General features: G+C 74.2%; 22 protein-coding genes. 12 read left to right on the top strand and 10 right to left on the bottom strand.

Features of this window, described 5'->3' with window-relative positions; all coding sequences use genetic code 11:
- Positions 1–40: 40 nt before the first annotated feature.
- The 10 genes from ACZ4Z1_RS32120 (at position 41) to ACZ4Z1_RS32075 (ending at position 11141) form a co-directional block, all read left to right on the top strand.
- Complete coding sequence (locus tag ACZ4Z1_RS32120) at positions 41–1822, top strand: carbamoyltransferase family protein (protein WP_468490177.1); 1782 nt, start codon at positions 41–43, stop codon at positions 1820–1822.
- Complete coding sequence (locus ACZ4Z1_RS32115) at positions 1819–2874, top strand: glycosyltransferase family 2 protein (RefSeq protein WP_468490176.1); 1056 nt, start codon at positions 1819–1821, stop codon at positions 2872–2874. Before ACZ4Z1_RS32120 ends, ACZ4Z1_RS32115 begins: the two co-directional genes overlap by 4 nt.
- A gap of 3 nt (positions 2875–2877) precedes the next feature.
- The gene (locus tag ACZ4Z1_RS32110; protein ID WP_468490175.1) at positions 2878–3600 is read left to right on the top strand and encodes a D-glycero-alpha-D-manno-heptose-1,7-bisphosphate 7-phosphatase; all 723 of its coding nucleotides are present in this window, start codon (positions 2878–2880) and stop codon (positions 3598–3600) included.
- Complete coding sequence (locus tag ACZ4Z1_RS32105) at positions 3597–4718, top strand: glycosyltransferase family 9 protein (protein ID WP_468490174.1); 1122 nt, start codon at positions 3597–3599, stop codon at positions 4716–4718. The genes ACZ4Z1_RS32110 and ACZ4Z1_RS32105 overlap by 4 nt, the downstream gene beginning before the upstream one ends.
- Complete coding sequence (locus tag ACZ4Z1_RS32100; RefSeq protein ID WP_468490173.1) at positions 4715–5680, top strand: glycosyltransferase; 966 nt, start codon at positions 4715–4717, stop codon at positions 5678–5680. The genes ACZ4Z1_RS32105 and ACZ4Z1_RS32100 overlap by 4 nt, the downstream gene beginning before the upstream one ends.
- Complete coding sequence (locus ACZ4Z1_RS32095) at positions 5677–6918, top strand: glycosyltransferase (protein ID WP_468490172.1); 1242 nt, start codon at positions 5677–5679, stop codon at positions 6916–6918. The genes ACZ4Z1_RS32100 and ACZ4Z1_RS32095 overlap by 4 nt, the downstream gene beginning before the upstream one ends.
- Before the next feature lie 143 nt (positions 6919–7061).
- Positions 7062–7712 carry a D-sedoheptulose-7-phosphate isomerase gene (locus ACZ4Z1_RS32090; RefSeq protein ID WP_468490171.1) on the top strand — a complete coding sequence of 217 codons (651 nt, stop codon included), beginning with the start codon at positions 7062–7064 and terminating at the stop codon, positions 7710–7712.
- A 34-nt stretch (positions 7713–7746) separates the two neighbouring features.
- On the top strand, positions 7747–9150 hold the full coding sequence (gene rfaE2 / locus ACZ4Z1_RS32085; protein ID WP_468490170.1) for a D-glycero-beta-D-manno-heptose 1-phosphate adenylyltransferase: 1404 nt from the start codon (positions 7747–7749) through the stop codon (positions 9148–9150).
- The gene (locus ACZ4Z1_RS32080; protein ID WP_468490169.1) at positions 9147–10070 is read left to right on the top strand and encodes a glycosyltransferase family 2 protein; all 924 of its coding nucleotides are present in this window, start codon (positions 9147–9149) and stop codon (positions 10068–10070) included. The genes rfaE2 and ACZ4Z1_RS32080 overlap by 4 nt, the downstream gene beginning before the upstream one ends.
- A 126-nt stretch (positions 10071–10196) precedes the next feature.
- Complete coding sequence (locus tag ACZ4Z1_RS32075) at positions 10197–11141, top strand: glycosyltransferase family 2 protein (protein ID WP_468490168.1); 945 nt, start codon at positions 10197–10199, stop codon at positions 11139–11141.
- Positions 11142–11243: 102 nt separating this feature from the next.
- On the opposite strand, the gene ACZ4Z1_RS32070 is transcribed toward ACZ4Z1_RS32075, so the two are convergent.
- The 5 genes from ACZ4Z1_RS32070 to ACZ4Z1_RS32050 form a co-directional block, all read right to left on the bottom strand.
- Positions 11244–12467, bottom strand: coding sequence for a S8 family peptidase (locus tag ACZ4Z1_RS32070; RefSeq protein ID WP_468490167.1), 1224 nt, complete (start codon positions 12465–12467; stop codon positions 11244–11246).
- Between the two features lie 813 nt (positions 12468–13280).
- On the bottom strand, positions 13281–13541 hold the full coding sequence (locus ACZ4Z1_RS32065; RefSeq protein ID WP_468490166.1) for a GlsB/YeaQ/YmgE family stress response membrane protein: 261 nt from the start codon (positions 13539–13541) through the stop codon (positions 13281–13283).
- A gap of 201 nt (positions 13542–13742) precedes the next feature.
- Positions 13743–15062 carry an ABC transporter substrate-binding protein gene (locus tag ACZ4Z1_RS32060; RefSeq protein ID WP_468490165.1) on the bottom strand — a complete coding sequence of 440 codons (1320 nt, stop codon included), beginning with the start codon at positions 15060–15062 and terminating at the stop codon, positions 13743–13745.
- Entirely contained in the window at positions 15062–15859 is a 798-nt protein-coding gene (locus ACZ4Z1_RS32055) for a carbohydrate ABC transporter permease (RefSeq protein ID WP_468490271.1), read from the bottom strand. Before ACZ4Z1_RS32055 ends, ACZ4Z1_RS32060 begins: the two co-directional genes overlap by 1 nt.
- A gap of 149 nt (positions 15860–16008) precedes the next feature.
- On the bottom strand, positions 16009–16890 hold the full coding sequence (locus ACZ4Z1_RS32050) for a carbohydrate ABC transporter permease (protein WP_468490164.1): 882 nt from the start codon (positions 16888–16890) through the stop codon (positions 16009–16011).
- Between the two features lie 439 nt (positions 16891–17329).
- On the opposite strand from ACZ4Z1_RS32050, the gene ACZ4Z1_RS32045 reads away from it, so the two are divergent.
- Positions 17330–18220, top strand: a complete 891-nt coding sequence (locus tag ACZ4Z1_RS32045; protein WP_468490163.1) for an aminoglycoside phosphotransferase family protein — start codon at positions 17330–17332, stop codon at positions 18218–18220.
- A 57-nt stretch (positions 18221–18277) separates the two neighbouring features.
- On the opposite strand, the gene ACZ4Z1_RS32040 is transcribed toward ACZ4Z1_RS32045, so the two are convergent.
- Entirely contained in the window at positions 18278–19060 is a 783-nt protein-coding gene (locus ACZ4Z1_RS32040; protein ID WP_468490162.1) for an exonuclease domain-containing protein, read from the bottom strand.
- Positions 19061–19207: 147 nt separating this feature from the next.
- Positions 19208–20182 (bottom strand): AfsR/SARP family transcriptional regulator, encoded by a 975-nt coding sequence (locus ACZ4Z1_RS32035; protein WP_468490161.1) that lies wholly within the window; start codon positions 20180–20182, stop codon positions 19208–19210.
- Between the two features lie 104 nt (positions 20183–20286).
- Here ACZ4Z1_RS32035 and ACZ4Z1_RS32030 point away from each other — a divergent pair, with 104 nt between their 5' ends.
- Complete coding sequence (locus ACZ4Z1_RS32030; protein ID WP_468490160.1) at positions 20287–20703, top strand: nuclear transport factor 2 family protein; 417 nt, start codon at positions 20287–20289, stop codon at positions 20701–20703.
- Positions 20704–20785: 82 nt separating this feature from the next.
- On the opposite strand, the gene ACZ4Z1_RS32025 is transcribed toward ACZ4Z1_RS32030, so the two are convergent.
- The 3 genes from ACZ4Z1_RS32025 to ACZ4Z1_RS32015 form a co-directional block, all read right to left on the bottom strand.
- Entirely contained in the window at positions 20786–22051 is a 1266-nt protein-coding gene (locus ACZ4Z1_RS32025; RefSeq protein ID WP_468490270.1) for an SAV2148 family HEPN domain-containing protein, read from the bottom strand.
- Positions 22052–22153: 102 nt separating this feature from the next.
- Positions 22154–23530, bottom strand: a complete 1377-nt coding sequence (locus tag ACZ4Z1_RS32020) for a copper amine oxidase (RefSeq protein ID WP_468490159.1) — start codon at positions 23528–23530, stop codon at positions 22154–22156.
- A 223-nt stretch (positions 23531–23753) separates the two neighbouring features.
- A complete protein-coding gene (locus ACZ4Z1_RS32015) occupies positions 23754–24554 on the bottom strand; it encodes a Tat pathway signal sequence domain protein (protein WP_468490158.1) in 801 nt (266 codons plus the stop codon).
- Positions 24555–24678: the final 124 nt, after the last annotated feature.

Here is a 24678-nt window from a genome sequence, read left to right as displayed (position 1 = left end):
CCGGGCGCCGTCCATCCCGACGAAAGGCCAGCGAAACCCCATGCGCATTCTCGGCATCAACGCGCTCTTCCACGACCCCGCCGCCGCCCTCGTCGTCGACGGGCAGACCGTCGCCGCCGCCGAGGAGGAACGCTTCTCGCGGCGCAAACACGGCAAACGCCCTGTGCCCTTCTCCGCCTGGGAGATGCCCGAACAGGCCGCCGCCTGGTGCCTGGCCACGGCCGGACTGCGCCCCGAGGACCTGGACGCGGTGGCGTACTCCTTCGACCCCCGGCTCGCCCGGCCCGCCGACCAGATGGGCCTGGACGACCCCTGGGACCACCTGCGCCTGACCTACGCGCGCGAGGCCCCCGGCTTCCTCGGGACCGCGCTGCCGGGGCTCGACCCGCGGCGGGTGCGCTACGTCGCGCACCACATGGCGCACGCCGCGTCCGCCGCGTTCGCCGCGCCGGACGCCGACAGCTCCTCGGTGCTCGTGCTCGACGGCCGCGGTGAGGCCACCTCGCACCTGGCCGCGCAGCGCGTACAGGGCAAACTGGAGCCGCTGCACGGGCAGGAGCTGCCGCACTCGCTCGGCCTGGTCTACGAGGAGCTGACCGCGCACCTGGGATTCCTGCGCTCCTGCGACGAGTTCAAGGTGATGGCGCTGGCCTCGTACGGCACCCCGCGGATGCTGCCCGAGCTGCGCCGCTACGTGTACCCGACGGGCGACGGCGGCTTCCACGCCGCGCACGTGCCGTGGAGCGACCTGTGCGTACCGCGCCACCCGGACGAGCCATGGAGCCAGGCGCACGCCGACCTCGCGGCCAGCGCCCAGCTCGTCCTGGAGGAGACGCTGCTGGACCTGGCCCGCTGGCTGCACGGCCGCACGCACGACAGGGTGCTGACGCTGGCCGGCGGGGTGGCGCTGAACTGCGTGGCCAACGCGCGGATCGCGCGCGAGGGGCCATTCGACCGGGTGTGGGTGCAGCCCGCGGCCGGTGACGCCGGGACCGCGCTCGGCGGCGCGCTGCTGCTCAGCGCCGACGGCGGCGAGGAACCCGCGCCGATGCCCGGCGCCGACCTCGGCCGCGGCTGGTCCGACACGGAGCTGGAGGCGTGGCTGCGGACCGCCGCCGTGCCCTTCGAACGGCCCGCGGACATCGCCGCGACCGTCGCGGAGGCGCTCGCGGAGAACGCGATCGTCGCCTGGTTCCAGGGGCGTTCGGAGTACGGGCCGCGGGCGCTCGGCCACCGCTCCCTGATGGCGCACCCCGGTCACTCCGCGAACCTGGAGCGGCTCAACGACGTCAAGGGCCGCGAGCAGTTCCGGCCGGTCGCGCCGATGGTGCTCGCCGACCGGGCGGGCCGGATCTTCGACGGGCAGCTGCCCAGCCCGTACATGCTGTTCGTGCACGACGTGGCCAAGGAGTGGCGGGAGCGCATCCCGGCGGTGGTGCACGTGGACGGCACCGCCCGCATCCAGACGGTGGACCGGGACGACGAGCCGCTGGTGGCCCGGATGCTGGCCGAGTTCGAGCGGCTCACCGGGCTGCCCGTCGTCGTCAACACCAGCCTGAACACCGCGGGCCGCCCGATGGTGGACGATCCGCGGGACGCGCTGGAGTGCTTCGGCTCCACACCCGTGGACCTGCTGGCCATCGGCCCGTTCGCGGTACGGCGGGACGCGTTCTTCGCCGCCGGCAACCGGTCGGCGCACCGTGCCGACGTGCTGTCCTTCCCGTCCGGCCTGGAGGAGACGCTGGCGCCCGCCTCGTACGACCAGCTGGCGCGGCCCGCGCAGGCACCGGTCGTGGGCAGCGGTGGGGAGGCGGTCCGATGACCCTGCCGACCGCCGCCGACTACACGGTGGTGATCCCCACCCTCGGGCGGCCCAGCCTGACGGCGTGCCTGCGGGCGCTGGCCGCGGCCGAGGGCCCGCCGCCGCTCCAGATCGTGCTGGTCGACGACCGGGCACTGGACGACTGCACCCCGCTGCCCGCCGAGGTCCCCGACGAGCTGCGCGACCGTACGAAGACCGTGCCGGGCTGCGCGCGGGGACCGGCGGCGGCCCGCAACACCGGCTGGCGGGCGGCGGACGCCACGCCGTGGGTGGTCTTCCTCGACGACGACGTGGTCCCCGGCCCCACGTGGGGTACGGACCTGGCCGCCGACCTCGCCGCCGCGTCACCGCGCACGGCCGGGATCACCGCGCGGATCGCGGTGCCGGTCCCCCACGAGCGCCGGTCCACGGACTGGGAGCGCAACACGGCCGGGCTGGCCACCGCCAAGTGGATCACTGCCGACATGGCGTACCGGCGGGACGCGCTGGAGTCCGTGGACGGCTTCGACGAACGGTTCCGGCGCGCCTTCCGGGAGGACGCCGACCTGGCGCTGCGGGTCCTGGCGGCGGGCTGGACGCTGGCGGTCGGCACCCGCCGCACCACCCATCCGGTGCGGCCCGCCGACCGCTGGATCTCCGTACGGCTCCAGGCGGGCAACGCCGACGACGTGCTGATGACCCGTAAGCACGGCCCGGACTGGTGGCACCACGCGGACGCGCCGCGCGGCCGGCTGCCGTGGCACCTGGCGGTGACAGCGGCGGCGGGGGCCTCGCTGGTCTGCGCCGCGGCCGGGCGGCGGCGGGCGGCGCTGGCACTGGCCGGGCTGTGGCTGGGCGGGACGGCCGAGTTCGCGTGGGCACGGATCGCGCCCGGCCCCCGTACCCGGGACGAGGTCGTCACGATGGCCGTGACCAGCGCGGTCATCCCGCCGGCCGCCGCCGGGCACTGGCTGCGCGGACTGGTGCGGCACCGCCGGGTGGCGCCGCTGAGCATCCGGCCGGCGCCCGCGGTGCCGGAGGCCCTGCCGCAGCCGGTTCCGGAGCGGGTGTAGCCCGTGGACAGCGATCAGGGGGCCACGGCGGTCGCCACCCCGGCGGCGGGCCGCGAGGAGCCCGGACGCCTGTGGCTGTACGCGCCGGGGCGGAGTGCTCCGGCAAGGGTGCCGGTGCCCCCGGGCACGCGGGCGCCCGGCGGCCCGGGACCGCTGGAGGCGGTGCTCTTCGACCGGGACGGGACGCTGGTGGCCGACGTGCCCTACAACGGCGACCCGTCGCTGGTGGAGCCGGTGCCCGGGGCGCGCGCGGCCCTGGACGCCGTACGGGCGCGCGGCCTCGCGGTGGGCGTGGTGAGCAACCAGTCCGGTGTCGCGCGCGGTCTGCTGAGCGGCGCGCAGGTCGCGGCCGTACGGGAGGAGGTCGAGGCGCGGCTCGGGCCGTTCGGTGTCTGGGCGGTGTGCCCGCACGGGCCCGGTGACGGCTGCGACTGCCGCAAGCCCGCTCCCGGTCTGGTCCTCGCCGCCTGCGCCTTCCTCGGCGTCCGCCCCGCGCGTACCGCCGTGATCGGCGACATCGGCGCGGATGTGGACGCGGCGCGGGCTGCCGGGGCGCGTGGGGTGCTCGTTCCGACACCGGTGACGCGCGCTGAGGAGATCGCGGCGGCGCGGGAGTACGCCCGTGATCTGCCTGGTGCCGTACGCCTGCTGCTGGACGGCGGCCGGCCACCCGGCGCCCCCGGCGAGTGGCACGCCCTTCCGGCCATCGGGGAGGACGCCGTATGACCGCCGCCCCGCGCACGCTCGTCGTCCGGCTGGACAGCGCGGGCGACGTGCTGCTGGCCGGTCCGGCGGTACGCGCCGTGGCGGCGGGCTCCTCGCACACGGCACTGCTGTGCGGCCCGCTGGGCGAGCGCGCGGCGCGGCTGCTGCCCGGTGTGGACGAGGTGATCGTGCACGACGCGCCATGGGTGGGCCTGCGGCCCCCTCCGGTGGACCGGCGGGTCACCGAGGAACTGGTGGACACACTGGCGGCCGGGCGCTTCGACCGGGCGCTGGTGCTCGTGTCGTACCACCAGAGCCCGCTGCCCGCCGCGCTGCTGCTCAAGCTCGCCGGGATCGGCTGGATCGCGGCGGACAGCGTGGACTACCCCGGCGCCCTCCTGGACCTGCGGCACCACCGCAAGCCGGAACGGCACGAGGCCGAGGCGGCACTGGACCTCGCGCGGGACGCCGGATTCGCCCTGCCGCCGGGCGACGACGGGGCGCTGGGCGTCCTCCCGCCGCCCGACACCACACCGCTGACCGGCGGCGACCCGTACGTGGTGCTGCACCCGGGCGCCGCGGTACCGGCCCGCGCCTGGAGCGCGGCGCGGGCGGCACGCGCGGCGGGCGCGCTGAGCGCCGCGGGGCACCGCGTCATCGTCACCGGCGGCCCCGGCGAACGGGAACTGACCGCCGCCGTCGCGGGCGGCCACGCCCTGGACCTCGGCGGGCGCACCGACGCCCACCAGCTCGCCGGGGTGCTGGCCCGCGCGCGAGCGGTCGTCGTCGGCAACACCGGCCCCGCGCACCTCGCCGCCGCCGTGGGCACCCCGGTCGTCTGCCTGTTCGCGCCGGTGGTCCCCGCCCGGCTGTGGGCGCCGTACGGCGTGCCGCACGTCCTGCTCGGCGACCAGGAGGCCCCGTGCGCCGGCAGCCGCGCCCGGCGCTGCCCGGTGCCAGGACACCCCTGTCTCGACACGGTCAGCGACACCGCGCTGCTCGCGGCCGTGTCCCGGCTGACCGGCCCCGGCGCCGCCCGCGGCGCGCCCGGGGCCTCCCGCCCACCGGACGGCCGCGTCCGGCCCGCGGCCGGAGCCGCCCGGACCGCGACCGACACCGAACGAGGTGCGACTGTATGAACATCCTGCTCTGGCACGTCCACGGATCCTGGACCACCGCGTTCGTCCAGGGGCCGCACACCTACCTGGTGCCGGTCACCCCGGACCGCGGACCCGACGGGCTGGGCCGCGCCCGTACCTTCCCCTGGCCCGACTCGGTGGTGGAGAAGACCCCGGCGGAACTGCGGCACGCCCCCGTCGACCTCGTCGTCCTGCAACGGCCGCACGAGGCCGAGCTGGCCGAACGCTGGCTGGGCGGGCGCCGCCCCGGCCGCGACGTGCCCGCCGTCTACCTTGAGCACAACGCGCCGGACGGCGACGTGCCGCACACCCGCCACCCGTGCGCCGACCGCGACGACCTGGTCCTGGTGCACGTCACCCACTTCAACCGGCTGTTCTGGGACAACGGTGGCACTCGTACGGAAGTGATCGAGCACGGCATCGTCGACCCCGGCCACCAGTACACCGGCCGGCTCGCACGCGCCGCCGTCGTCACCAACGAACCGGTCCGCCGCGGCCGTACGGTCGGCACCGACCTGCTGCCCGCCCTGTCGGCCGCCGCGCCCCTGGACGTCTTCGGCATGCGCACCGACGGGCTCGCCGCACACCTGGGCCTGCCCCCGGACCGCTGCCGCACGGCCGACCTCCCGCAGGGCGAACTGCACGCGGCGATGGCCCAGCGCCGGTTCTACCTGCACCCGGTGCGCTGGACCTCGCTCGGCCTGTCCCTCCTGGAGGCCATGCATCTGGGAATGCCGGTGGTGGCGCTGGCCACCACCGAGGCCGCCGAAGCGGTGCTGCCCGGCACCGGCACGCTCTCCAACCGGCCCGAGACCCTGGCCCGGGCCGCCCGGACGTACCTGGAGGACCCGGACGCGGCGGCCGAGGACGGCGCGCGGGCCCGCCAGGCGGCGCTCGACCGGTACGGGCTCAAGCGCTTCCTGCACGACTGGGAACGCCTGATCACGGAGGTGCAAGCATGACCCCTCTCGGCAACACACCGCGGCTGTCCGTCGCCCTCGTGTCCGAGCACGCCAGTCCGCTGGCGGTCCTCGGCGGCGTCGACGCGGGCGGCCAGAACGTCCATGTCGCCCGCCTGGCGGGTGCGCTGGCCGACCGCGGGCACCGGGTGACCGTGTACACCCGGCGGGACGCCGCCGAACCGCCCGACGAGGTCGCGCTGCGGCCCGGGGTGCGGGTGCGGCACGTCCCCGCCGGGCCGCCGCGGCACGTGCCCAAGGACGCGCTGCTGCCGTACATGCCGGCGTTCGGCGACTTCCTCGCCGGACAGTGGCGGGTACGGGCGCCGGACGTGGTCCACTCCCACTTCTGGATGTCCGGCCTCGCGGCGCTCCGGGCGACCCGCGAACTGGGGCTGCCGCTGGCCCACACCTACCACGCGCTGGGCACCGTCAAGCGGCGCCACCAGCGGGACTCCGACACCAGCCCGCGCTCCCGCGTCACCAGCGAGATCGAGGTGGGCGAGGGCTGCGACCGGGTGATCGCCACCTGCCGGGACGAGGTCACCGAACTGGGCCGGATGGGCATCCCAGAGAGCCGGATCGACGTGGTGCCGTGCGGGGTCGACACAGCCCGCTTCACTCCCGATGGGCCGGCCGCCGACCACGGTTCGCACCGTCCGCTGCTCCTCCAGCTCGGCCGGCTGGTCCCCCGCAAGGGCGCGGAGGTCTCCATCTCCGCGCTGGTCCGGCTGCCCGAGGCCCGGCTCGTCATCGCCGGCGGGCCGCCGGCGGACCGCATCGACCAGGACCCCGAAGTACGGCGGCTGCGCGAACTCGCCCGCGCCGCCGGGGTCGCGGACCGGGTGAGCTTCACCGGAGGCGTGCGGTGCGAGGACGTACCGCAGCTGCTGCGCGCCGCCGACGTGGTGCTGTGCCCGGCGGACTACGAGCCGTTCGGCATCGTGCCGCTGGAGGCCATGGCCTGCGGTACACCCGTGGTGGCCACCGCCGTCGGCGGGCAGCTGGACACCGTGGCCGACCCGGAGTGCGGACGGCTGGTGCCGCCCCGCGACCCGGCCGCACTGGCCCACGCCGTCGGCGAACTGCTCCTGGACGGCGCACTGCGGGCCGCCTGCGGCGCCGCCGGCCGCCGCCGCGTACTGGCCCGGTACGGCTGGGACCAGGTCGCGGCCGGCACCGAAGCCGCCTACCTGGGCGTCCTGAGCCCGCGGCCCGCCGCCGTCACCGAGGTGGCCTGACCGCCGGGCCACGCGGCCGCTCACCGCCGCGGCCCTGCTCCGTCGCGTCCCCTCGTCGCCGTCCGACGCCCTGTCCCCGCCGCAGACGTACGAAGGAGGTGCGGGCCCCAGCGCCACCGGCGCACCCCGGGAGCCCGACGACCATGAGCCAACCCCTTGACGCCGCCGCACACCGCCACTGCCAGTCCCTCCAGGACGCGGTGACCACACTGCGCCGGAACAGCCTGCGCCGGCTCGCCGAGTGGGGCACCCACCTCGGCGCCGTCCTGCCCGTCGGCGGCCGGCTGCTGGCCGCGGGCAACGGCGGCAGCGCCGCCCAGGCCCAGCACCTGACGGCCGAACTCGTCGGCCGCTACCAGCAGGACCGCCCCGCCTACTCGGCCATCTCGCTGCACGCCGAGACCTCCAGCGTCACCGCCATCGGCAACGACTACGGGTTCGACCAGGTCTTCGCCCGGCAGGTCGCCGCGCACGGCCGCCCCGGCGACGTGCTCCTGCTGCTGTCCACCTCGGGCCGCAGCGACAACCTGCTGGCCGCCGCCGAGACCGCGCGCGACGCCGAACTGCGGGTCTGGGCTCTGACCGGCCCCCGGCCCAACCCGCTGGCCGACACGGCCGACGAAGCGGTGTGCGTGGACTCGCCCAGCAGCGCGACGGTCCAGGAGGCGCACCTGATAGCGGTGCACATCCTGTGCGAGCACTTCGACGCCGTCAGCGCCACACCCCGGACCGCGCGGACCGCGGCGGGCGTCCCGCTGGAGACCGCGGTGGCGGACCGGGACGGTGCGCTGTGAGCGCCCGCCGTCCCCGCGGACGCAGGAGGAGCCTGTGACTGCCCGTCAGCCCCTGGTGGTCGTGGGCGACGTCCTCCTCGACCGGGACATCGACGGCGACTCCTCGCGCCTGGCACCCGACGCGCCCGCCCCCGTCGTGGACGTCGCCGACGACCGCAGCCGGCCGGGCGGCGCCGGCCTCGCCGCCGCGCTCGCCGCACGGTCCGGACGCGAGGTGGTCCTGCTGACCGCGCTGGGACAGGACCCGGCGAGCGAGGCGGTACGGCGTGCGCTGCACGGTGTCGTTCGCCTGGTGGAGATCCCGCTGGAAGGCCGGCTCCCGGAGAAGACGCGGGTGATGGCGTCCGGCCGCCCCCTCGTGCGGTTCGACCGCGGCGGCGGCACTCCGGGCGAGCCCGGCCCCGCCGTACGGGATGCGCTGGCCGCGGCCCGTGCCGTCCTCGTCGCCGATTACGGGCGCGGCACCGCGACGGCGGTCCGCGACCTGCTCGCCGGCGTGGCGCGCCGCGTCCCGCTGCTGTGGGACCCGCACCCGAAGGGCGGCCCGCCCGTACCGGGCGCGCGGCTGGTCACCCCCAACGCGTCCGAGGCCCGCGCCCTGACCTCCGGCGAGGACCGGTCACTGCACGCCTGCGCCGTACGGGGCGCCCAACTGGCCGCCGAATGGCGGGCCGCGGCCGTCGCGGTGACGCTCGGCGTGCGCGGCGCGCTGCTGGCCAGGGCGGGCAGCGACTCGCCGATGCTGGTGCCCGCTCCGTACCGGGCCGACGGCGACCCCTGCGGGGCGGGCGACTGCTTCGCCGCCACAGCGGCCGCCGCGCTGGCCGACGGCGCGCTGCCCGAGGAGGCCGTACAGCGGGCCGTGGCCGAGGCCGCCGCGTTCGTCGCGGCGGGCGGCGCGGGCAACCGTGGCCTGTGGCGCACCGCGCCACCGACGGACCGGCCGGCGCCGGAGCGGCCCGCCGGCCCGTTCGAGCTGGCCCGTTCCGTACAGGCCAGGGGCGGCACGGTGGTCGCCACCGGCGGCTGCTTCGACCTGCTGCACGCAGGGCACGTCGGACTGCTGGAGAGCGCCCGGCGGATCGGTGACTGCCTCATCGTCTGCGTCAACTCCGACGCGTCCGTCACCCGCCTCAAAGGACCGGGACGGCCGCTGACCCGGGCGGCGGACCGCACCCGCGTCCTGGCCGGCCTGGGCAGCGTCGACGCCGTCGCCGTCTTCGACGAGGACTCCCCCGTCGAACTGCTGCGCCGCCTGCGCCCCGACGTGTGGGTCAAGGGCGGCGACTACTCGGTGGACGCGCTGCCGGAGGCCGCAACGCTCCTGGAGTGGGGCGGCCAGGCGCTCGTCCTGCCCTACCTGGACGGCAGGTCGACGACCGCGCTGGCCCGGCGGGCGGCCCGCGCCGCCGCGCCGGGTCCGGAGTACCGGTCGTGACCGCGCGGACGGCAGAGCTGCCGGGCACCGTGACCGCACCGGACACCCGGCCCGCACCGCCGGTGGGCGTCGTCATGATCACCCGGGACCGGCGCGAGCGCCTGCTCGCGACGCTGGAGCGGGTGACGCGGCTGCCCGAGGACCCGCCCGTCGTGGTCGTGGACAACGGCTCGTCGGACGGCACCGCGGACGCCGTCCGCGCGCGCTTCCCCGCCGTACGGGTCCTCACCCCCGGCCGCAATCTCGGCGCCGTCGGCCGTACGTACGGTGCGGCCGCGCTCGGCACACCGCTCGTCGCGTTCAGCGACGACGACTCCTGGTGGGAACCCGGCGCGCTGGCCCGGGCCGCCGAAGTGTTCGCGGCCCACCCGCGACTGGGACTCGCCGCCGCCAGCACCCTGGTCGGCACGGACGCCGACGCCGACCCGCTCAACGCGATCCTCGCCGCCTCCCCGTTGGGCCACGAACCCGACCTGCCGGGACCGTCCGTGCTCGGCTTCCTCGGCTGCGCCGCCGTCGCCCGCCGGGACGCCTTCCTGGAGGCCGGCGGCTACCACCCCGTACTCCACTTCGGCGCCGAGGAAACCCTGCTGGCCATGGACCTCGACGCCCGCGGCTGGGGCGTCGCCTACTGCCCCGCCCTCGTCGCCCGGCACGAACCCGACGGCGCGGGCGGCGCCCCCCGCCCCGGCCGCACCGCCCGCGTACGGCGCAACGCCCTGCTCACCGCCTGGCTGCGCCGCCCGCTCCGGCACGCCCTCGCCCACACCGCCCGCCTGGCACTCGACAGCCGTACGGACCCGGAAGCGCGCCTGGCGCTGACCGAGGCGGCACGGCGGCTACCGGCCGCACTGGCACGCCGCGAACCGCTGCCGGCGCTGGTGGAACGCCGGGTGCGGAGGCTGGAGATGGAGGCGTGACCGGGGGCCGGGGCCCTCACCCGCACGCTCAGCGCCGCGCCCCGGAACACGCCGACGCGCCGACGCGCCGGCTGAGCCCCCCGCGCGCCACACCCGCGCGTCCGCACCGACCCGAGGAAACCTCCCGTGACCGATTCGCGCACCACCGTCATCGTCATCACCCGCAACCGCAGCGACGACCTGCTGCACACCCTCGACCGGCTCGCCGAACTGCCGGAGAAGCCGCCCGTCGTCGTGGTGGACAACGGGTCTACGGACGGGAGCGCGTCCGCCGTCCGCCGCCACCCCCTCGCGCCGCGGCTCATCCCGCTGGCGCACAACACCGGGGCGGTGGGCCGCAATCTGGCCGCGCGGGTGGCGACCACGCCGTACCTGGCGTTCTGCGACGACGACTCGTGGTGGGAGCCGGGCGCCCTGGCCGGGGCCGCCGACCTGCTGGACGCGTACGGGCGGCTCGGCGCGGTGACCGCGCGCATCATGGTGCACCCGCACCCGGACGCCCCGGAGGCGGGCACCGCGCCCGGAGCCGGTCCCGGCGAGCCCGTCGAGGACCCGATCGTCCAGGAGCTGCGGCACTCCCCGCTGCCCGCCCCCTCCTGGCTGCCGGGCCCGGCGCTCGGCTCGTTCCTCGCGGCGGCCACGGTGCTGCGGGCCGACGCCTTCCGGGCCGCGGGCGGCTTCTCGCCCCGGCTGGTCCTGGGCGGCGAGGAGGAGCTGCTCGCCGCCGACCTCGCGGCCGACGGCTGGTGGCTGGCGTACGCGGACCGGCTCACCGTCCACCACCGGGCCTCGCCGCACCGCGACGCGACGCTGCGCCGGCGCCAGGGCATCCGCAACACCCTGTGGTTCACCTGGCTGCGCAGACCGCTGCCCGCCGCCGTACGCCGGACCGGCGCGCTCGCCTCAACGGTGCCCCGGGACGCGGTGTCGGTACGGGCGTTCGCCGAGGCCGCCGGCGGGCTGCCGTGGGTGCTGCGGGAACGGCGCCGGCTGCCGCGGGAGGTGGAGAGCCGGCTGCGGCTGCTGGAGGCACCGCAGCGGGAGTCGACGGCGCGCCGCTACTGCGGCTGAGAGCCGGTACGCGCCTTCGGCCCCGGACAGCGCGACGCCGGCCGTCGCGCCCCGTGGGGGCGGGCGCGACGGCCGGCGTCCGGAGCCGAACGGGCGGTGAGGTTACTCGCCGACCTTCAGCAGCTTGTTGGGTGTGCCCTCGCCCGGGTTCTTGATCTTGTCGGGCGTGGCGCCGTCGGTCAGCGCCTTGGCGACCGCGTCCGGCTTGGCGTCCTGGTGGGCGCTCAGGTAGACCGCGGCGGCGCCCGCGACGTGCGGGGTGGCCATGGACGTACCGGAGATGGTCTTGGTGCCCTGGTCGCTGTCGTTCCAGGCCGAGGTGATGTCCGAACCGGGCGCGTAGAGGTCCACGGCGCTGCCGTAGTTGGAGAAGTCGGACTGCTCGTCGGTGTTGGTGCTGGAGGCGACCGTGACGGCCTCCTTGACCCGCGCCGGGGAGCCCTGGCCCGCGTCGGTGGACTCGTTGCCCGCCGCCACGGCGAAGGTGACGCCGGAGGCGACCGCCTTCTGCACCGCCGCGTCCAGCGCCTCGTCGGCGCCGCCGCCCAGCGACATGTTCGCCACCGAGGGGCCCTTGTGGTTCTTGGTCACCCAGTCGATGCCGGCGACGACCTGCTCGGTGGAGCCGGAGCCCTGGTCGTCCAGCACGCGGACGGCCACGATCTTGGCCTTCTTGGCGACGCCGTGCGCCTTGCCGGCGATGGTGCCCGCGACGTGGGTGCCGTGACCGTTGCCGTCGGTGGCGTCGTTGTCGCCGTCGATCGCGTCGAAGCCGGAGGACGCGCGGCCCTCGAAGTCCTGGTGCGTGGTACGTACGCCGGTGTCGATGACGTACGCGGTGACGCCCTCGCCCGCGCTGTCGGGGTAGGCGTACTTCTTGTCGCCCTGGGTGTCGGCCTGGTCGATGCGGTCCAGGCCCCACGACGGCGGGTTGTCCTGAGCGCCGTCGATGTGGAACTTCTTGTTCTGCACGACCTTGTCGACGGCCGGGTCGGCGGCCAGGCGGCGGGCCTCCTCGGCGCTGAGGCCGGTGGCGGAGAAACCGTTCAGCGCGGAGGAGTACGTCCGCTTGACCTCGCCGCCGTACTTGCCGGCCAGGTCCTTACTCTGCTCGGCCTGGACCCCGGCGCTGCGGACCGAGTTCTTCAGCATGACGATGTAGCTGCCGCTGACGGCGCCCTTGGCCTCGGCACCGTAGATCTTGCCCTCGGCGGGCGACGCGCCCGCGGTGACCGCGGTGACCGTGGCGATACCGGTCGCGGCAACCACGGCGGTTATCGCGGTGACGAGCCGCTTCTTGCTGGAACGCTTGTGAGCGTGAGCCATTCGAGGGTTCTCCTCGTTCAGGGTGTGGGGGGAAAGCGTTGCGCAACAGCCCGGACGGACAAGAAGATCTCCGCCGGGCTGGCTCGAAACCCTGTCGGATTGACGGGACCAATTCAAGACCGACCGGGCGTTGTGAGATAGGCAACAACCTTGCGTAATTGCAAAGTTCCGCAGAAGGGGGCAAAAACGCACCGCACCCACCCGACGCCGGGTCAACTCCGTTCACACAGCGGCAACATGACGCAGGTCAGCCACGGTGCGACCCTAGACGTTACCGGCGGTACGGAGTGTGACGCCCCGAAAGAGAGGACAACCGGCTGCCATTGCGGAGAGGTGGACATTCACCCTCACCGCCCCCTTCTTCACGGATCAACAATCCCCGGCCGGAACGCACCTCAATCAACGACATGACGCCCCCGGGGGTGGCGTCACTCACCCCGCATCAACCCTGCCGGAACCCGCCCTGTACACACCGCATTCCTTTCGGCACACCGCGCGACGAGGCGACCGCACACCTCGCCCACTTCTCGTCACCCTTATTGGGAATGCGCCGATATTCCCTCACAGAACGCCCTCTGACGGGACGCCATCGGGTGCCGGCTCCTGCGTACCGGGCAGCCGCCCGGGGACCGGACACCCGGGTGACCGGACACCACGGCCGAGCCGGTCCGCCACGCGGCAAGCCCTGTCACACGACAGCCCTGCCACACGACAGCTCCGCCGGGCCGGAACCCGACGGAGCTGGAACCACTGGTGTCAACAGGGCTGGAACCACTGGCCTCAGCGGAGCTGAAACCACTGACCTCAAGGGCCTCACGCGTGTCGCCGGACCCACCACGGGGTGACAGCGGCAAGGAGCACAGCGGCGATGCCGATCTGGAAGATGTGCCGGATCCAGTCGATGCCGCCGGTGTCGCGTACGCCGAAGGCAGTGGCGAGCCCGTTGCCCGCGACGGCTCCGATCATGCCCAGGACGATCGTCAGCCACAGGGGGACCGGCTGCCGCCCGGGAACGACGAGTTTGGCCAGCAGGCCGATGACGAGCCCCGCGATGATGGCCCACAGGAACGACACGACTTCTCCTTCCGATCGTTCGCTTCGACACCCCTCCGCGTGCCCACCGGCGCCCTCCGTAAGCGTCGTGCGACGAAAGGCTTTCTTTCTCGGCCATCGGGTGACACATCGCGGCACGTCATGTCACATCGTGTGACGTCATGCCACGTCGCGGAACATCCGGAACATCCGGAACGTCCGTACGGGAGGAGGCTGGAGGGATCAGCGCTGATACCGCGCCAACACCAGGTTCCCGTCGTGGACCAGCCTGTGCCGCAGCTCGTCGAGGTCGATCGCGCCGCTGTAGTACTCCTGGAAGCCGGGGGTCGCGATCTTGTCCTTCCATTCGGGGTAGCCCCGCACCGACTGCGCGGGCGCGGCCCGCAAGGTGCCGGCCAGGGCTGTGCCCGTCGACCAGCCGTAGCGGTCCGCGTGGAGTTCCGGTGCCTTCAGTGCCTCCCGGCCGGTCGGCAGCATCCAGTCGCCCAGGGCGAGACGCACCATGTTCGGCGGTCTCAGCAGGAAGTCGACGAAGGCCATCGCCTCCTCCTTGCGGGCGCAGTCCGCCGCGATCGACAGGGTCTGCGGGCTGACACCCTGGGCCGCGCCGCCGGTGCCGCCGGGGGCGGGCAGCACCGTCCACTCGAAGGACTTCGGGGCCTGCTGCACGATCTGCTGCCGGTAGGAGAAGCCGAGCGGCAGGATCGCGTACCGGCCGGCGAAGAAGCCGGGGAGCGTGTCGGAACCCCCCATGCCGAGGGTCGTACGGGCCGCGCTGCGGGCGACGTTGACCTGGTCGTGGATGGCGCGCGGCACCACCTGGTCGGCGGCGTCGAACCGTACCTCGGCCTTGCCGTCCGGGCGGCGCCGGAAGATGCGGCCGCCGGTGGACAGGGCGAGGTTGAGGGTGGCGGACACCGGCTCCTTCAGTGGCCAGGCGACGCCGTACCCGCCGCCGCCCGTCAGCTCCTTCGCCACCTCCCCGAACTCCTCCCACGTCCACGGCTCGCGCGGGGTCGGCACGCGCACCCCGGAGCGCCGCAGTTTCACCTGGTCGGCGATCAGGACACGCGGCTCCTGGAGGAAGGGGATGCCGTACACCCGGCCGCCGAACGTGCCCGACTCCCAGCTGCGCCGCGGGATGTCGTCCTTCAGGCGCCGCGGGACGAGGCCGGTCAGATCGGCGAGGTAGCCACCGTAGGCGAAGTCGGCGAGGTCGTCGGAGGCGTCGTGGATGATGTCCGGCGCCTCGCCGCCCTCGAAGGAGGTGAGGAGCTGGTCGTGGACGGTGGGCCAGGCCCCCTGGACGTACTGGACGGGGATGTCCGGATGCCGCCGGTTCCACTCCGCGACGAGCTGCTCGTTGGCGTCCACGGACTCCTTCTGCCAGGCCAGCGACTGGAAACGGAGCACACCCCGGTCACCGCCCCGGCGCCCGCCGCCGCCCGAACAGCCGGACAGCAGAGCCGCGGCGGGCACGGCCGCGACGGCGGCGAGCACGGCGCGGCGACGGGGGGCGGGACCGTTCTCGGGCGCCGCCATCAGTTCTTCACCGCCCCGGCCAGCATGCCGCCGGTGATGCGGCGCTGGATGACCGCGAAGAGCAGCAGGCTGGGCAGCGTGGCGAGCAGGGCTGCCGCGGCGAGCGGGCCGAGGTCGGCGACGCCCTCGGCCCCGAGGAAGTGGGTCAGCACGACCGGCATCGTCTGCTTCTCCGGTGATTTGAGCAGGACGAGCGCGAAGAAGAACTCGTTCCATGCGGTGATGAAGGCGAACAGGCCCGTGGCGACGATGCCGGGCGCCAGCAGCGGCCCGGTGACCGAGACCAGGATGCGCAGCCGGCCCGCGCCGTCCACCGCCGCGGCCTCCTCCAGCTCCGGCGGTACGGCCCGGACGTAACCGGTCAGCATCCACAGCACGAACGGCAGCGACCACACCACGTACACCAGGACGAGCCCGGCCCGGGAGTCCACGAGATGAAGGTTCTTCAGGACGAGGAACAGCGGGATGATCACCAGGACCAGCGGGAACGCCTGGCTGACCACGACCCAGCCGGTCGCCGCCCGAGCGAAGCGGGTACGGCGGCGCGCGAGGACGTACGCCATCGGCGTCGCCAGGACGATCGCGACCAGCGCCGAGACCGCGGCCGCGAGCAGGCTGTTGGCGGCGGCCTGGAGCAGCGGCTGCTCGTCGAAGGCCGTACGGAAGTTGTCCAGCGTCGGCGCCCTGGTGACCCAGGTGGGGTGGATGCTGCCCAGCTCGCGCGGCGGCTTGAAGGCGGTGGAGACCAGCCAGAGGAACGGGAAGGCGAGGAAGACCAGGTAGCAGAGGAGGGCCAGGTACTGGCCGGCACGGCCGAGGGAGCGACGGCTGACCGGGAGGTGCCCTGCCGACGGAGAGCCGTGAGTGCTGTGAGTGCTGTGGGTGCTGTGGGTGTTGTGACTGTCGTGGGGTTTCTGGGGGCCGTGGGTGGCGTGGGAGTCGTGGGTCACTGGTCCTCGTCCCCCCTCAGCCGCCGCGAGAGATAGACGGCCAGCAGGACCGCGATGAGCGCGACCATCGCCAGTCCCATCGCGGCCGCGTAGCCGAACTGCCCGTACCGGAACGCCTCCTCGTACGCGAACAGCATCGGCAGCCGCGTACGGCCGCCCGGACCGCCGTCGGTCAGCACGAAGACCAGCGCGAAGGAGTTGAAGTTCCAGATGAAGTTGAGCGCGGAGATGGCCAGGGCGACCGGCTTGATCGCGGGCCAGGTGACCGTACGGAACCGGCGCCAGGCCCCGGCGCCGTCCATCGCGGCGGCCTCGTGCAGTTCACGGGGCACGTTCTGGAGCCCGGCGAGGAGGGTGACGGTGGTCTGCGGCATGCCTGCCCAGACGCCCACGACGATCACGGCGAGCAGGGCGGTGGCCGTACCGCTCAGCCAGTCCCGTCCCTCGTCCGGCCCCAGCCCGAGGCTGCGCAGCGTCTCGTTCAGGACGCCCGCGTCCGGGTGGTAGACCAGCCGCCACATGATGCCCACCACGACCTCGGGCATCGCCCACGGGACGATCGCCAGCGCGCGGGCCAGCCAGCGCAGCCGCAGGTCCTGGCTGAGCAGCAGCGCCAGCCCGAGGGCGAGGAAGAACTGCGGGACCGTGACGCCCAGCGCCCACACCAGACCGACCCGGAACGAGTCCCAGAAGAGGGTGTCCTGGAGCAGGTCGGAGAAGTTGAGCAGGCCGACCCACCGGGTGGCCTGGGTACGCCCCGACTGCGCGTCGGTGAACGCCAGCCCGATGCCGTACAGCAGCGGACCGGCGCTCAGCACCAGGATCGGGATCAGCGCGGGCAGGACCAGGAACCATGTCCCGTGACCACGCCCCGGCACCGGCCCGCCCCGTCGCGCCCCTTCCGCCCCCTTCGTTCCCGTACGCCCCTGCCTCTGGCCCTTCCCCTGCCCTTGTTCCTGTCTCCGTCCCCGTCCGGGACCCTCTCGACCCAACGCGACTCCCCCGCTTCTGTGCGCCCCGGACGGCACGGCCGACCGTGGACGTCTCCGCCCAGGACGGTTGCGACCACCACCTACGGGCCGCGTGTTCCCGGGCGGAACGGGGCAGGCGGCCGCCGTCATCGTCGTGACGGCGGTCGGCGCAGTCAAGCATCCGCCCACTCCGCCCCGCCCCGGGCCACGCCGGAGTCCGGCCGGCCTCCCGCCCGCCTCCCACCCGGCATCCGCTCACCGTCCACCCGCCGGCCGGATCCGCACGACCCGGCGACGCGGGGACCTGCAAGACTGATACGGATCACGCACCGCAGGAGGCGCCCCGATGACCGCACCGAGCACCACCCCGTTCACGGAGGCGCACGCCCGGGACGTCCTGGCCGCGGCCGGCCGGCCCGACGCCGCCGCCGACGCCCGGCTGCTGTCCCTCGGCGAGAACGCGGTCTTCGCCACGGGCGGCAACGGCCCGGTCGTACGGGTCGGACGCAGCGCCGAACTCCTGGAGCGTGCCGAGCGAGAGCTGCGCGTCGCCGTGTGGCTGGCGGATCAGGGCGTGCCGGCCGTCCGCGCGGCCGAGCCCGCGGCCCGTCTGGTGAACGGGCACCCGGTGACGTTCTGGGAGCTGCTGCCCGACCCCGTACGCCCCGCCGAACCGGCCGACCTGGCCGCCCTGCTGCGCCTGGTGCACGCGCTGCCGGAACCGCCGTTCGCCCTCCCCCGGCGCGAGCTGCTGGGAGGTGTCGAACGCTGGCTGCGGCTGGCCGGCGACGCGGTCTCGGCGCGGGACGCCGAGTATCTGCGGGGCCGCCGCGACGCGTTCGCCGCTGCCGCCACCGCGCTGGAACCGCATCTGCCGCGCGGTCCGGTCCACGGTGACGCGCTGACCCGTAATGTCCATGTGGGCCCCGACGGCCCGGTGCTCGTCGATCTCGAAACCTTCTCCTCCGATCTGCGGGAACACGATCTCGTGGTGATGGCGCTCAGCCGCGACCGCTACGGCCTGGCCGCCGAGGCGTACGACACGTTCGTGCGGATCTACGGCTGGGACGTCCGGGACTGGGAGGGCTGTGCGGTGCTGCGCGGCTCCCGTGAGACGGCCAGTTGCGCCTGGGTCTCCCAGCACGCGCCCGGCAACCCCGCCGCCCTCAAGGAGTTCCGCCGCCGCATCGCCTCCCTGCGCGAGGGCGACACCACCGTGCGCTGGTACCCCTTCTGACGCTCGCCCTCTCCGCCCCTCTGTTCCTCTCCTCCCCCTCTACTCCCCTCCCCCCCTCTACGCGGTGCCGCGCGCGGCCGACGCCTGACCCGGCAGGTCCAGTTCCAGCTCCTCCTGGACCTCCCGTGTGCGCTGGTACGGAATGAGCGGCCAGGCCGCCTCGACCAACGCCGCCGGGTCACCGGAGCGGCGCAGATACCGCTGGAACGAGGCGGCCTGCTCGGCTGCCGCCTGCTCCTGGAGGGCGTGCAGCGCGGCGAGCGGCGTCCCGGCCAGCTCCGGATGCCGCTCGCCTATCCGGCGCGCCACACCGGCCGCGGCCACCGCGTCCGCGCCCGCTTCATGCGCCGCGTCCAGCGGCACGCCGTAATGCCGGCAGAGGGCCTGGAGGGTCCGCTTGCCCTTGCGGTAACGGTCCACGTGCTTGTCGAGCACCAGCGGATCGATGACCGGGGCTGGTGGCCGGCCGAGCCGCTCGGGCAGCGTCGGCACGCCGTGGCGGCGGCATTCGCGGTCCAGCAGGGAGAGGTCGTACCGCGCGTTCATCACCACCAGCGGCAGGCCCGCCTCCAGCGCCGCGGCGAGCGCGGTGGTGATCTGCTCGACCCCCTCGGCCGCCGCCCGGCCATGCGCCCGCACATGAGCGGTCGTCAGGCCGTGTATGGCCGCCGCCTCCTCGGGGACCGGCACGCCGGGATCGAGCAGCCAGCTCTCCCGCCCGGTCTCCCGGCCGACCGCGTCCAGCCTTATCAGTGCGGCGGTGACGATGCGGTCCTGCTCGACGTCCGTGCCGGTCGTCTCCAAGTCGAAGCTGACGAGCAGCCCTTGATGCCAGCCCATGACGGCCTCCTTCGGTGTTGCTTCCCCCGTGTTCCCCTACTCTCCCACGCGACACTGACAACGCCCCGGCTTCCACCCGCCCTTGCCGTCCCGACACGGGCCGACACGTGCCGACGCGAGCCGACGCGAGCCGACGCGAGCGGAGCCTCAGGCGTCAGCGGCCACCGCCCGCACAAGATCAGACGTACTTCCCGTAGCACCTTCCTCGAAAGCCGCGGCGAACGCGGCATCCCCCAGCCCCTCGCGGGCCCGTGCCGTGATCCGGTCCACGTCCCAGCGTTCGGCGGGTGGCAGGGGGGTGCCCAGGGCAGCGCGGGTTGCGGACGCGTGGCCGAGCAGGCGGGCGGCGCTGGTGGGGTGGCCGGCGGCGGCCTCTGCCCCGGCCAGGCCTTCCAGGGCGAGTGCCACCGCGCGCGGATCGCCGGTGGCGTGTGCCGCCTCGTAGCCGTCCGGGTGGAGGCGGCGGGCCGTCGCCGCGTCGCCCCGCAGTTCGGCGGTGAAGCCCAGTTCGGCGAGGATCAGGGCCGTACCGGGTTCGCCGTCACGGCTGCGGCACCACTCCAGCCGGCGCGCGTGGTGGCGTTCGGCGTCGTCGAGCCGGCCGGCCCGCCGGGCGCCGATGCCCAGTCCGGTCTCGGCGAACATCTCGCCGCGCCGGTGCGACTGCTCGGCGGCCAGCCGCAGCCCCCGCTCGTGGTGCTCCCGCGCCGCCTCCAGGCCGCCGGTCAGCAGGGCGATACGGCCGAGGCCGGAGTGCCGGTACGAGGCCTGTATCCACAGGCCCAGTTCCTCAGCGGCGCGCAGTCCGCGGTCCGCGTCCACCGCGTCGGCGGGGGTGTCCGGCTGGTGGCCCGGCGGGCGGGCGACGACCAGCGAGCGGCCGCCGGGCCCGGCGGTCTCCAGGGCGCGGCGCAGCTGGGAGACCTTGGCCTGGAGTGCGCCGGTGGGGCTGGCGGGCAGCCGCTCGTCCCACAGGCCGTCGATGAGCCGGCCGGCGGCGACGGGCCGCCCCCGGTGCGCGAGCAGCGCGGTCAGCAGGGCACGCACCTTCAGTTCGGGTACCCGTGCGGACCGCCCGTCCGCCGCCCGCACTTCCACCGGCCCGAGCACGCCGAATCGCATGGCGCAACGGTACCCGGCCCTCCGCCGGCACCGGCCGCCACCTGTGCGCATGCCGTCACCTGCGCGCATACGGAACGGGCGGCCGCGTCTGCCAGATTTGTGCCATGGACGACACCGGGCCCCGGCCCACGACGGAAGCACGCCTCGCGCCCGTGCTGGAAGCCCTCGCCGCCCGCGAGCCGCTCTTCCACCGACCCGAGTTCGGCACCACCCGGGCCGACTTCGAGCGCATGACGGCACCGGACTTCTGGGAGGTGGGCGCGTCCGGGCGGCGCTACGGCCGGACGTACGTCCTCGACGTCCTGGAGGAACGGTTCAGCGACCCGGCGGCCACGGAAGCCGAGGAGTGGGAGACGTCCGGCTTCCACTGCCGTGAGCTGGCCACGGACGTCTACCTGCTGTCCTACACCTTGGTCCTCGACGGCCGGACGACCCGGCGGGCCACCGTATGGCAGCGCGACGGCGAGGACTGGCGAGTCCTGTACCACCAGGGCACCGTCGTGCAGGACGCGGCATCCTGACCCCCGCCACCGGCCCCGCCGCCGATCCCGGTCACCGGCCTCGCCCCCGCTCCGACTGCGCACCGCCGCCCTGGAGGACCCCTCAAGACACCGCTCGAGAATCCGCCCAGACGTTCTCGAACTCCTCCCGGTACGTCTCGAAGAGGCCCCGGTCGTCGTCCCGGTCCGCCTCCTGCCGCAGGACCTCGCGCCCGCCGCCGCGCAGGACGAGGACCGGTGACTCCATGCCCCGGCTCCGGCGGAGGTACGTCTGGACGACGGCCACGCCGTCCGGGCCGTCGCCGTCCACCAGGTAGGCGGTGAAGCGGGGGGTCTCGTCGAAGACCTGGATCTCGAAGGCGCCGGGGTCGTGCAGCCGGGCCCGTACCCGCCGCATGTGCAGGATGTTCATCTCGATGGAGCGGCTCATCTCGCCCTTCTTCAGGCCGAGTTCCCGCTCGCGGCGGCGGACCGCGCTGCTGGCGGGGTTGAGGAAGAGCAGCCGGACGCGGCAGCCGGACTCCGCGAGGCGGACCATGCGGCGGCCGGAGTAGTTCTGTACGAGGAGGTTGAGGCCGATGCCGATGGCGTCCAGGCGGCGGGCGCCGCCGAAGAGGTCCTCGGCGGGCAGTTGCCTCTGGAGGCGTACCCGGTCGGTGTGGACACCGACGACGTCCGCGTACCGGTCTCCGACGAGGTCCTCGACGGCGTCGATGGGCAGCCGTCCCGCGGTGCGGGTGCCGATGCCGGAGCCGAGTATGTCCAGCAGCCGGGCGGAGGCCCGTTCCGCCTGGGCGAGGACGGTGCCGGTCAGGGCGCGGTTGCGGGAGACGATGTTGCGGGCCACCTCCAGTTCGTCCAGGGCCAGCTCCACCTCCCGCCGGTCGTCGAAGTACGGCTCGAAGCAGGGCCAGTGCTGCACCATCAGCTCGCGCAGCTGCGGCAGGGTCAGGAAGCTGAGGATGTTGTCGTCGGCGGGGTCGAGCAGGTAGCCCTTGCGGCGGCTGACCTCGCGGACCGCGACCGCCCGCTGTACCCATTCCTGGCCGGTGGGCCCGGCGGCGGCGATGACCCATTCGTCGCCGTGCACCGGTTCGTAGACGGGGCACAGCACGGCCGCCACGACGGCGCGCAGCCGCTGTTCGACGAGGTTCAGCCAGATGTAGGCGCGCCCGGCCCGCCGGGCGCGGGTGCGTACCTCGCTCCAGGCCTCGGCGCCCCAGTCCAGCTCCGCGCCGATCTCCATCGGCCGGGCCAGGGACACCGCCCCGGGCGGGGCGTCGACGGAGCCGCCCTCGTGTCCCTCATGACTGTCCTGGCCGTCATGGCCGTCGTCACCAGGGGGCAACTCCAGCCCGCCCGAGCTCACCTGCACACCGCCTTCCGAACCCCCGTGCCAACGATCAAGGCAGACTACTGCGGGTCCGGGAGGCGGTGCAGCAGGATGGATCGAGTCCCCGGTCAACTCCCCTTACCCGGCGTGACCGTTGTGTCCGGAAAGCTCGGGCGGAGTGAGCGGATTCATAGCGGTGACGTCCCGCGGGGCGAGCTGGAAGCCCTGCCAGTGGACCGGCATGGGCTCCTGGTCCTCGTCCCGGGCGATGTGGTGGTATCCGATGTTGACCCAGGCGACGGGGTGACGGAGCGGCTGTCCGTTGACCCAGGTGTCCACGCTGGTGCCCGCACCGGCTCCGCAGTTCGCGAGGTTGTTGCTGGCGAACTGCTCGCACTTGTTGTACTCGGTGAAGTACACGTCGTGCCGGGTGAAGGCCCGTCCGGTGTACTTGCTGGAACGACCGGGAACGATCTCGTACGACCGGGGATGACCGTCCTTGTTTTTGCCGATGGTGCTGACCACCCGCCACCAGCGGGTCGGCCCGGCATCCCCCGCCAGCTCCTTGGCCACCGGCGTGCGGACCGTCTTCGTCTTCGGCGTCAGCCCGCCGCTCTGCGGGGTGGTCGTCGAGTCGAACTGCTCGACCCGGTTGGCCGTCGAGCCGTCCAGGCCGAAGTTCAGCCGCCAGAAGACGTTGTGGCTGTGGCTGGTGGCGTAGTCCTTGGCACCCTTGCCGATCGGCCAGCCGCGGCCGTCACCCGCGTCGTAATCGGCGGGCGAGAGCGTGCCGGTCGCTCCGACCTGCATGTTCATCGTGCCGTCCGCGGAGAAGCGCCATTCGACGATGTATTCGTACCAGCCGGTCTTGTTGACCGTGTAGACGAGCAGGTCCTTGCCCTGGACCTGCTGGGTCCTGCTGGTCTCGCCGGGATAGCGGCCCAGCCGGTAGGCGTGGCCGCGGGCGCGCGTGGTGACGCACAGTCCGTTGACGTCCGGGTGTTCCGGGTCCCAGGCGTCCGGCACCTTGACCGATTTGATGGTGCCGCCGGGACACTCGCCCGGGTCCAGCGTCTGCAGCCCCTGGGCGAAGGACTGTCCCGTGAGGTCGTCGTACTCGTGGCCGCCGTCGTCGTACGGCACGTGGATCTGCGCCAGTCCCGCGCTGGTCAGCACCCGGATCGGGCGGGGCTCGCCCTTCGGCTGGTACGAGACGTTGTCCAGGACGAGCCCGGCGTTCGCCTCGTAGTGCCAGCACATGCGCCAAGTGGTGCCGCCTTCGAGGGTCTGCGTGATGCTGTACGGGGTACTGCACCCTGCGGCGGTGGGTGCGGGCGGGGGCGCGGCCTGGGCGGCGGCCGGTCCGGTCGTCAGCGCGGCCGTACCGAGCAGCAACGGCGCGGCGAGCAGTGCGGCGCGCCGGACCCGTGCACGGTGGGTACGGACGTGGGTACGGACAGGGACACGGGCACGGCCGTGGCCGACGCGGGCGCGGCGGAAGGGTCTTTCGTGCATGGAAACGCTCCTGTACGACAGTGATACGGAAGCTTCGGAGTACGCGGGTGCGGGGTGCCGCACGGTGCCTGCCGGCCGGCGGCTGCCGGTCCTCGGCGGGACGGGATTCCGTACGGAAACGGGTCTCCGTACGGGAACGGGTCTCCGTACGGGAACGGGTCTCCGTACGGGAACGGGACTCCGTACGAGGACGGGCCGCCATACGGGTACGCTCGCGGGCGGCTCAGGGCAGCCGGCCGACCGTGCGGGCGCTCAGGTCGACCACATAGCGCCGGGTGTCGATCCACTGGCCGTCGCGCACCTTGGTGAAGAGCCGGACGCAGCGGTGCTCCCCGCAGGCGCGCAGCCGTTCCGGAGCCGGACCCTCCGCCTCCCCCCGGTAGACGAAGCCCCGCACGGCCAGCTGACCGGGCCCGGTCAAATCCTTGCCGGTGGCGTGCCGGTAGTCCTCCCGCAACCCTGCCCCCTCGGGCGCGGCGATCAGCAGCGCGGCCGCGGTCTCGCTCTCGGCCCGGTCGGGCGGCGGCTGCACGCCGTGCCGGCTGTCGCTCTTCTCGACCTTTCCGGTGGTGAGGTTGACGGTCTTGGTCACGTACGTGTCGGACCGGTAGTCGTAGAAGGACACGTTCGCCCGGCGTGGCGGATCGGCGCGGCCGGTCTCGTCCGGCCCCAGCTCGGCCAGATCGGTGGTCAGCCGCTCCGGCCCGGGCCTGCCCCGGACGTTCTCGGTCGCGTCGCGGAACGTACGGGGCGCGGCCAGTTCCTGGGCTCGCGCGCTCTCGTCGTCCGTGAGCGGGTCCCGGCCGACTCCTTCGCTCCTCTCCTCGGGGGCGCGTTCCACGGCTCCCGGCCGTACCTGCTGCGCCTGGCCCGTTTGCGACTCCGGTCCCGCGGCCGCGGCGGCCCGGCTCCCCCCGCCGGCCGCCCCCGCGTCCCCTGGCAGGGTCACTGCGGCCAGCGCGGCGGTACCCGCCAGCGCCACGGCCGCGCCCGCCACCAGCTTGCCCAGGTGGCGGTGCATCATGTTGCGCACTGTTCCCCCCTGCTGCCTCATGGTGCTCAGCACATATCGGTCGCCCTGTACGACGATCCGACTTCGCCGCGGGTTGCCCGCCTTTCGGCGCAGATCGCGCGAAAAACCAGCCGAA

Source organism: Streptomyces sp. NPDC030165 (assembly GCF_055573595.1).
Note: the sequence above shows the minus strand (reverse complement) of the source record. Positions and strands in the feature narration are given on the sequence as shown.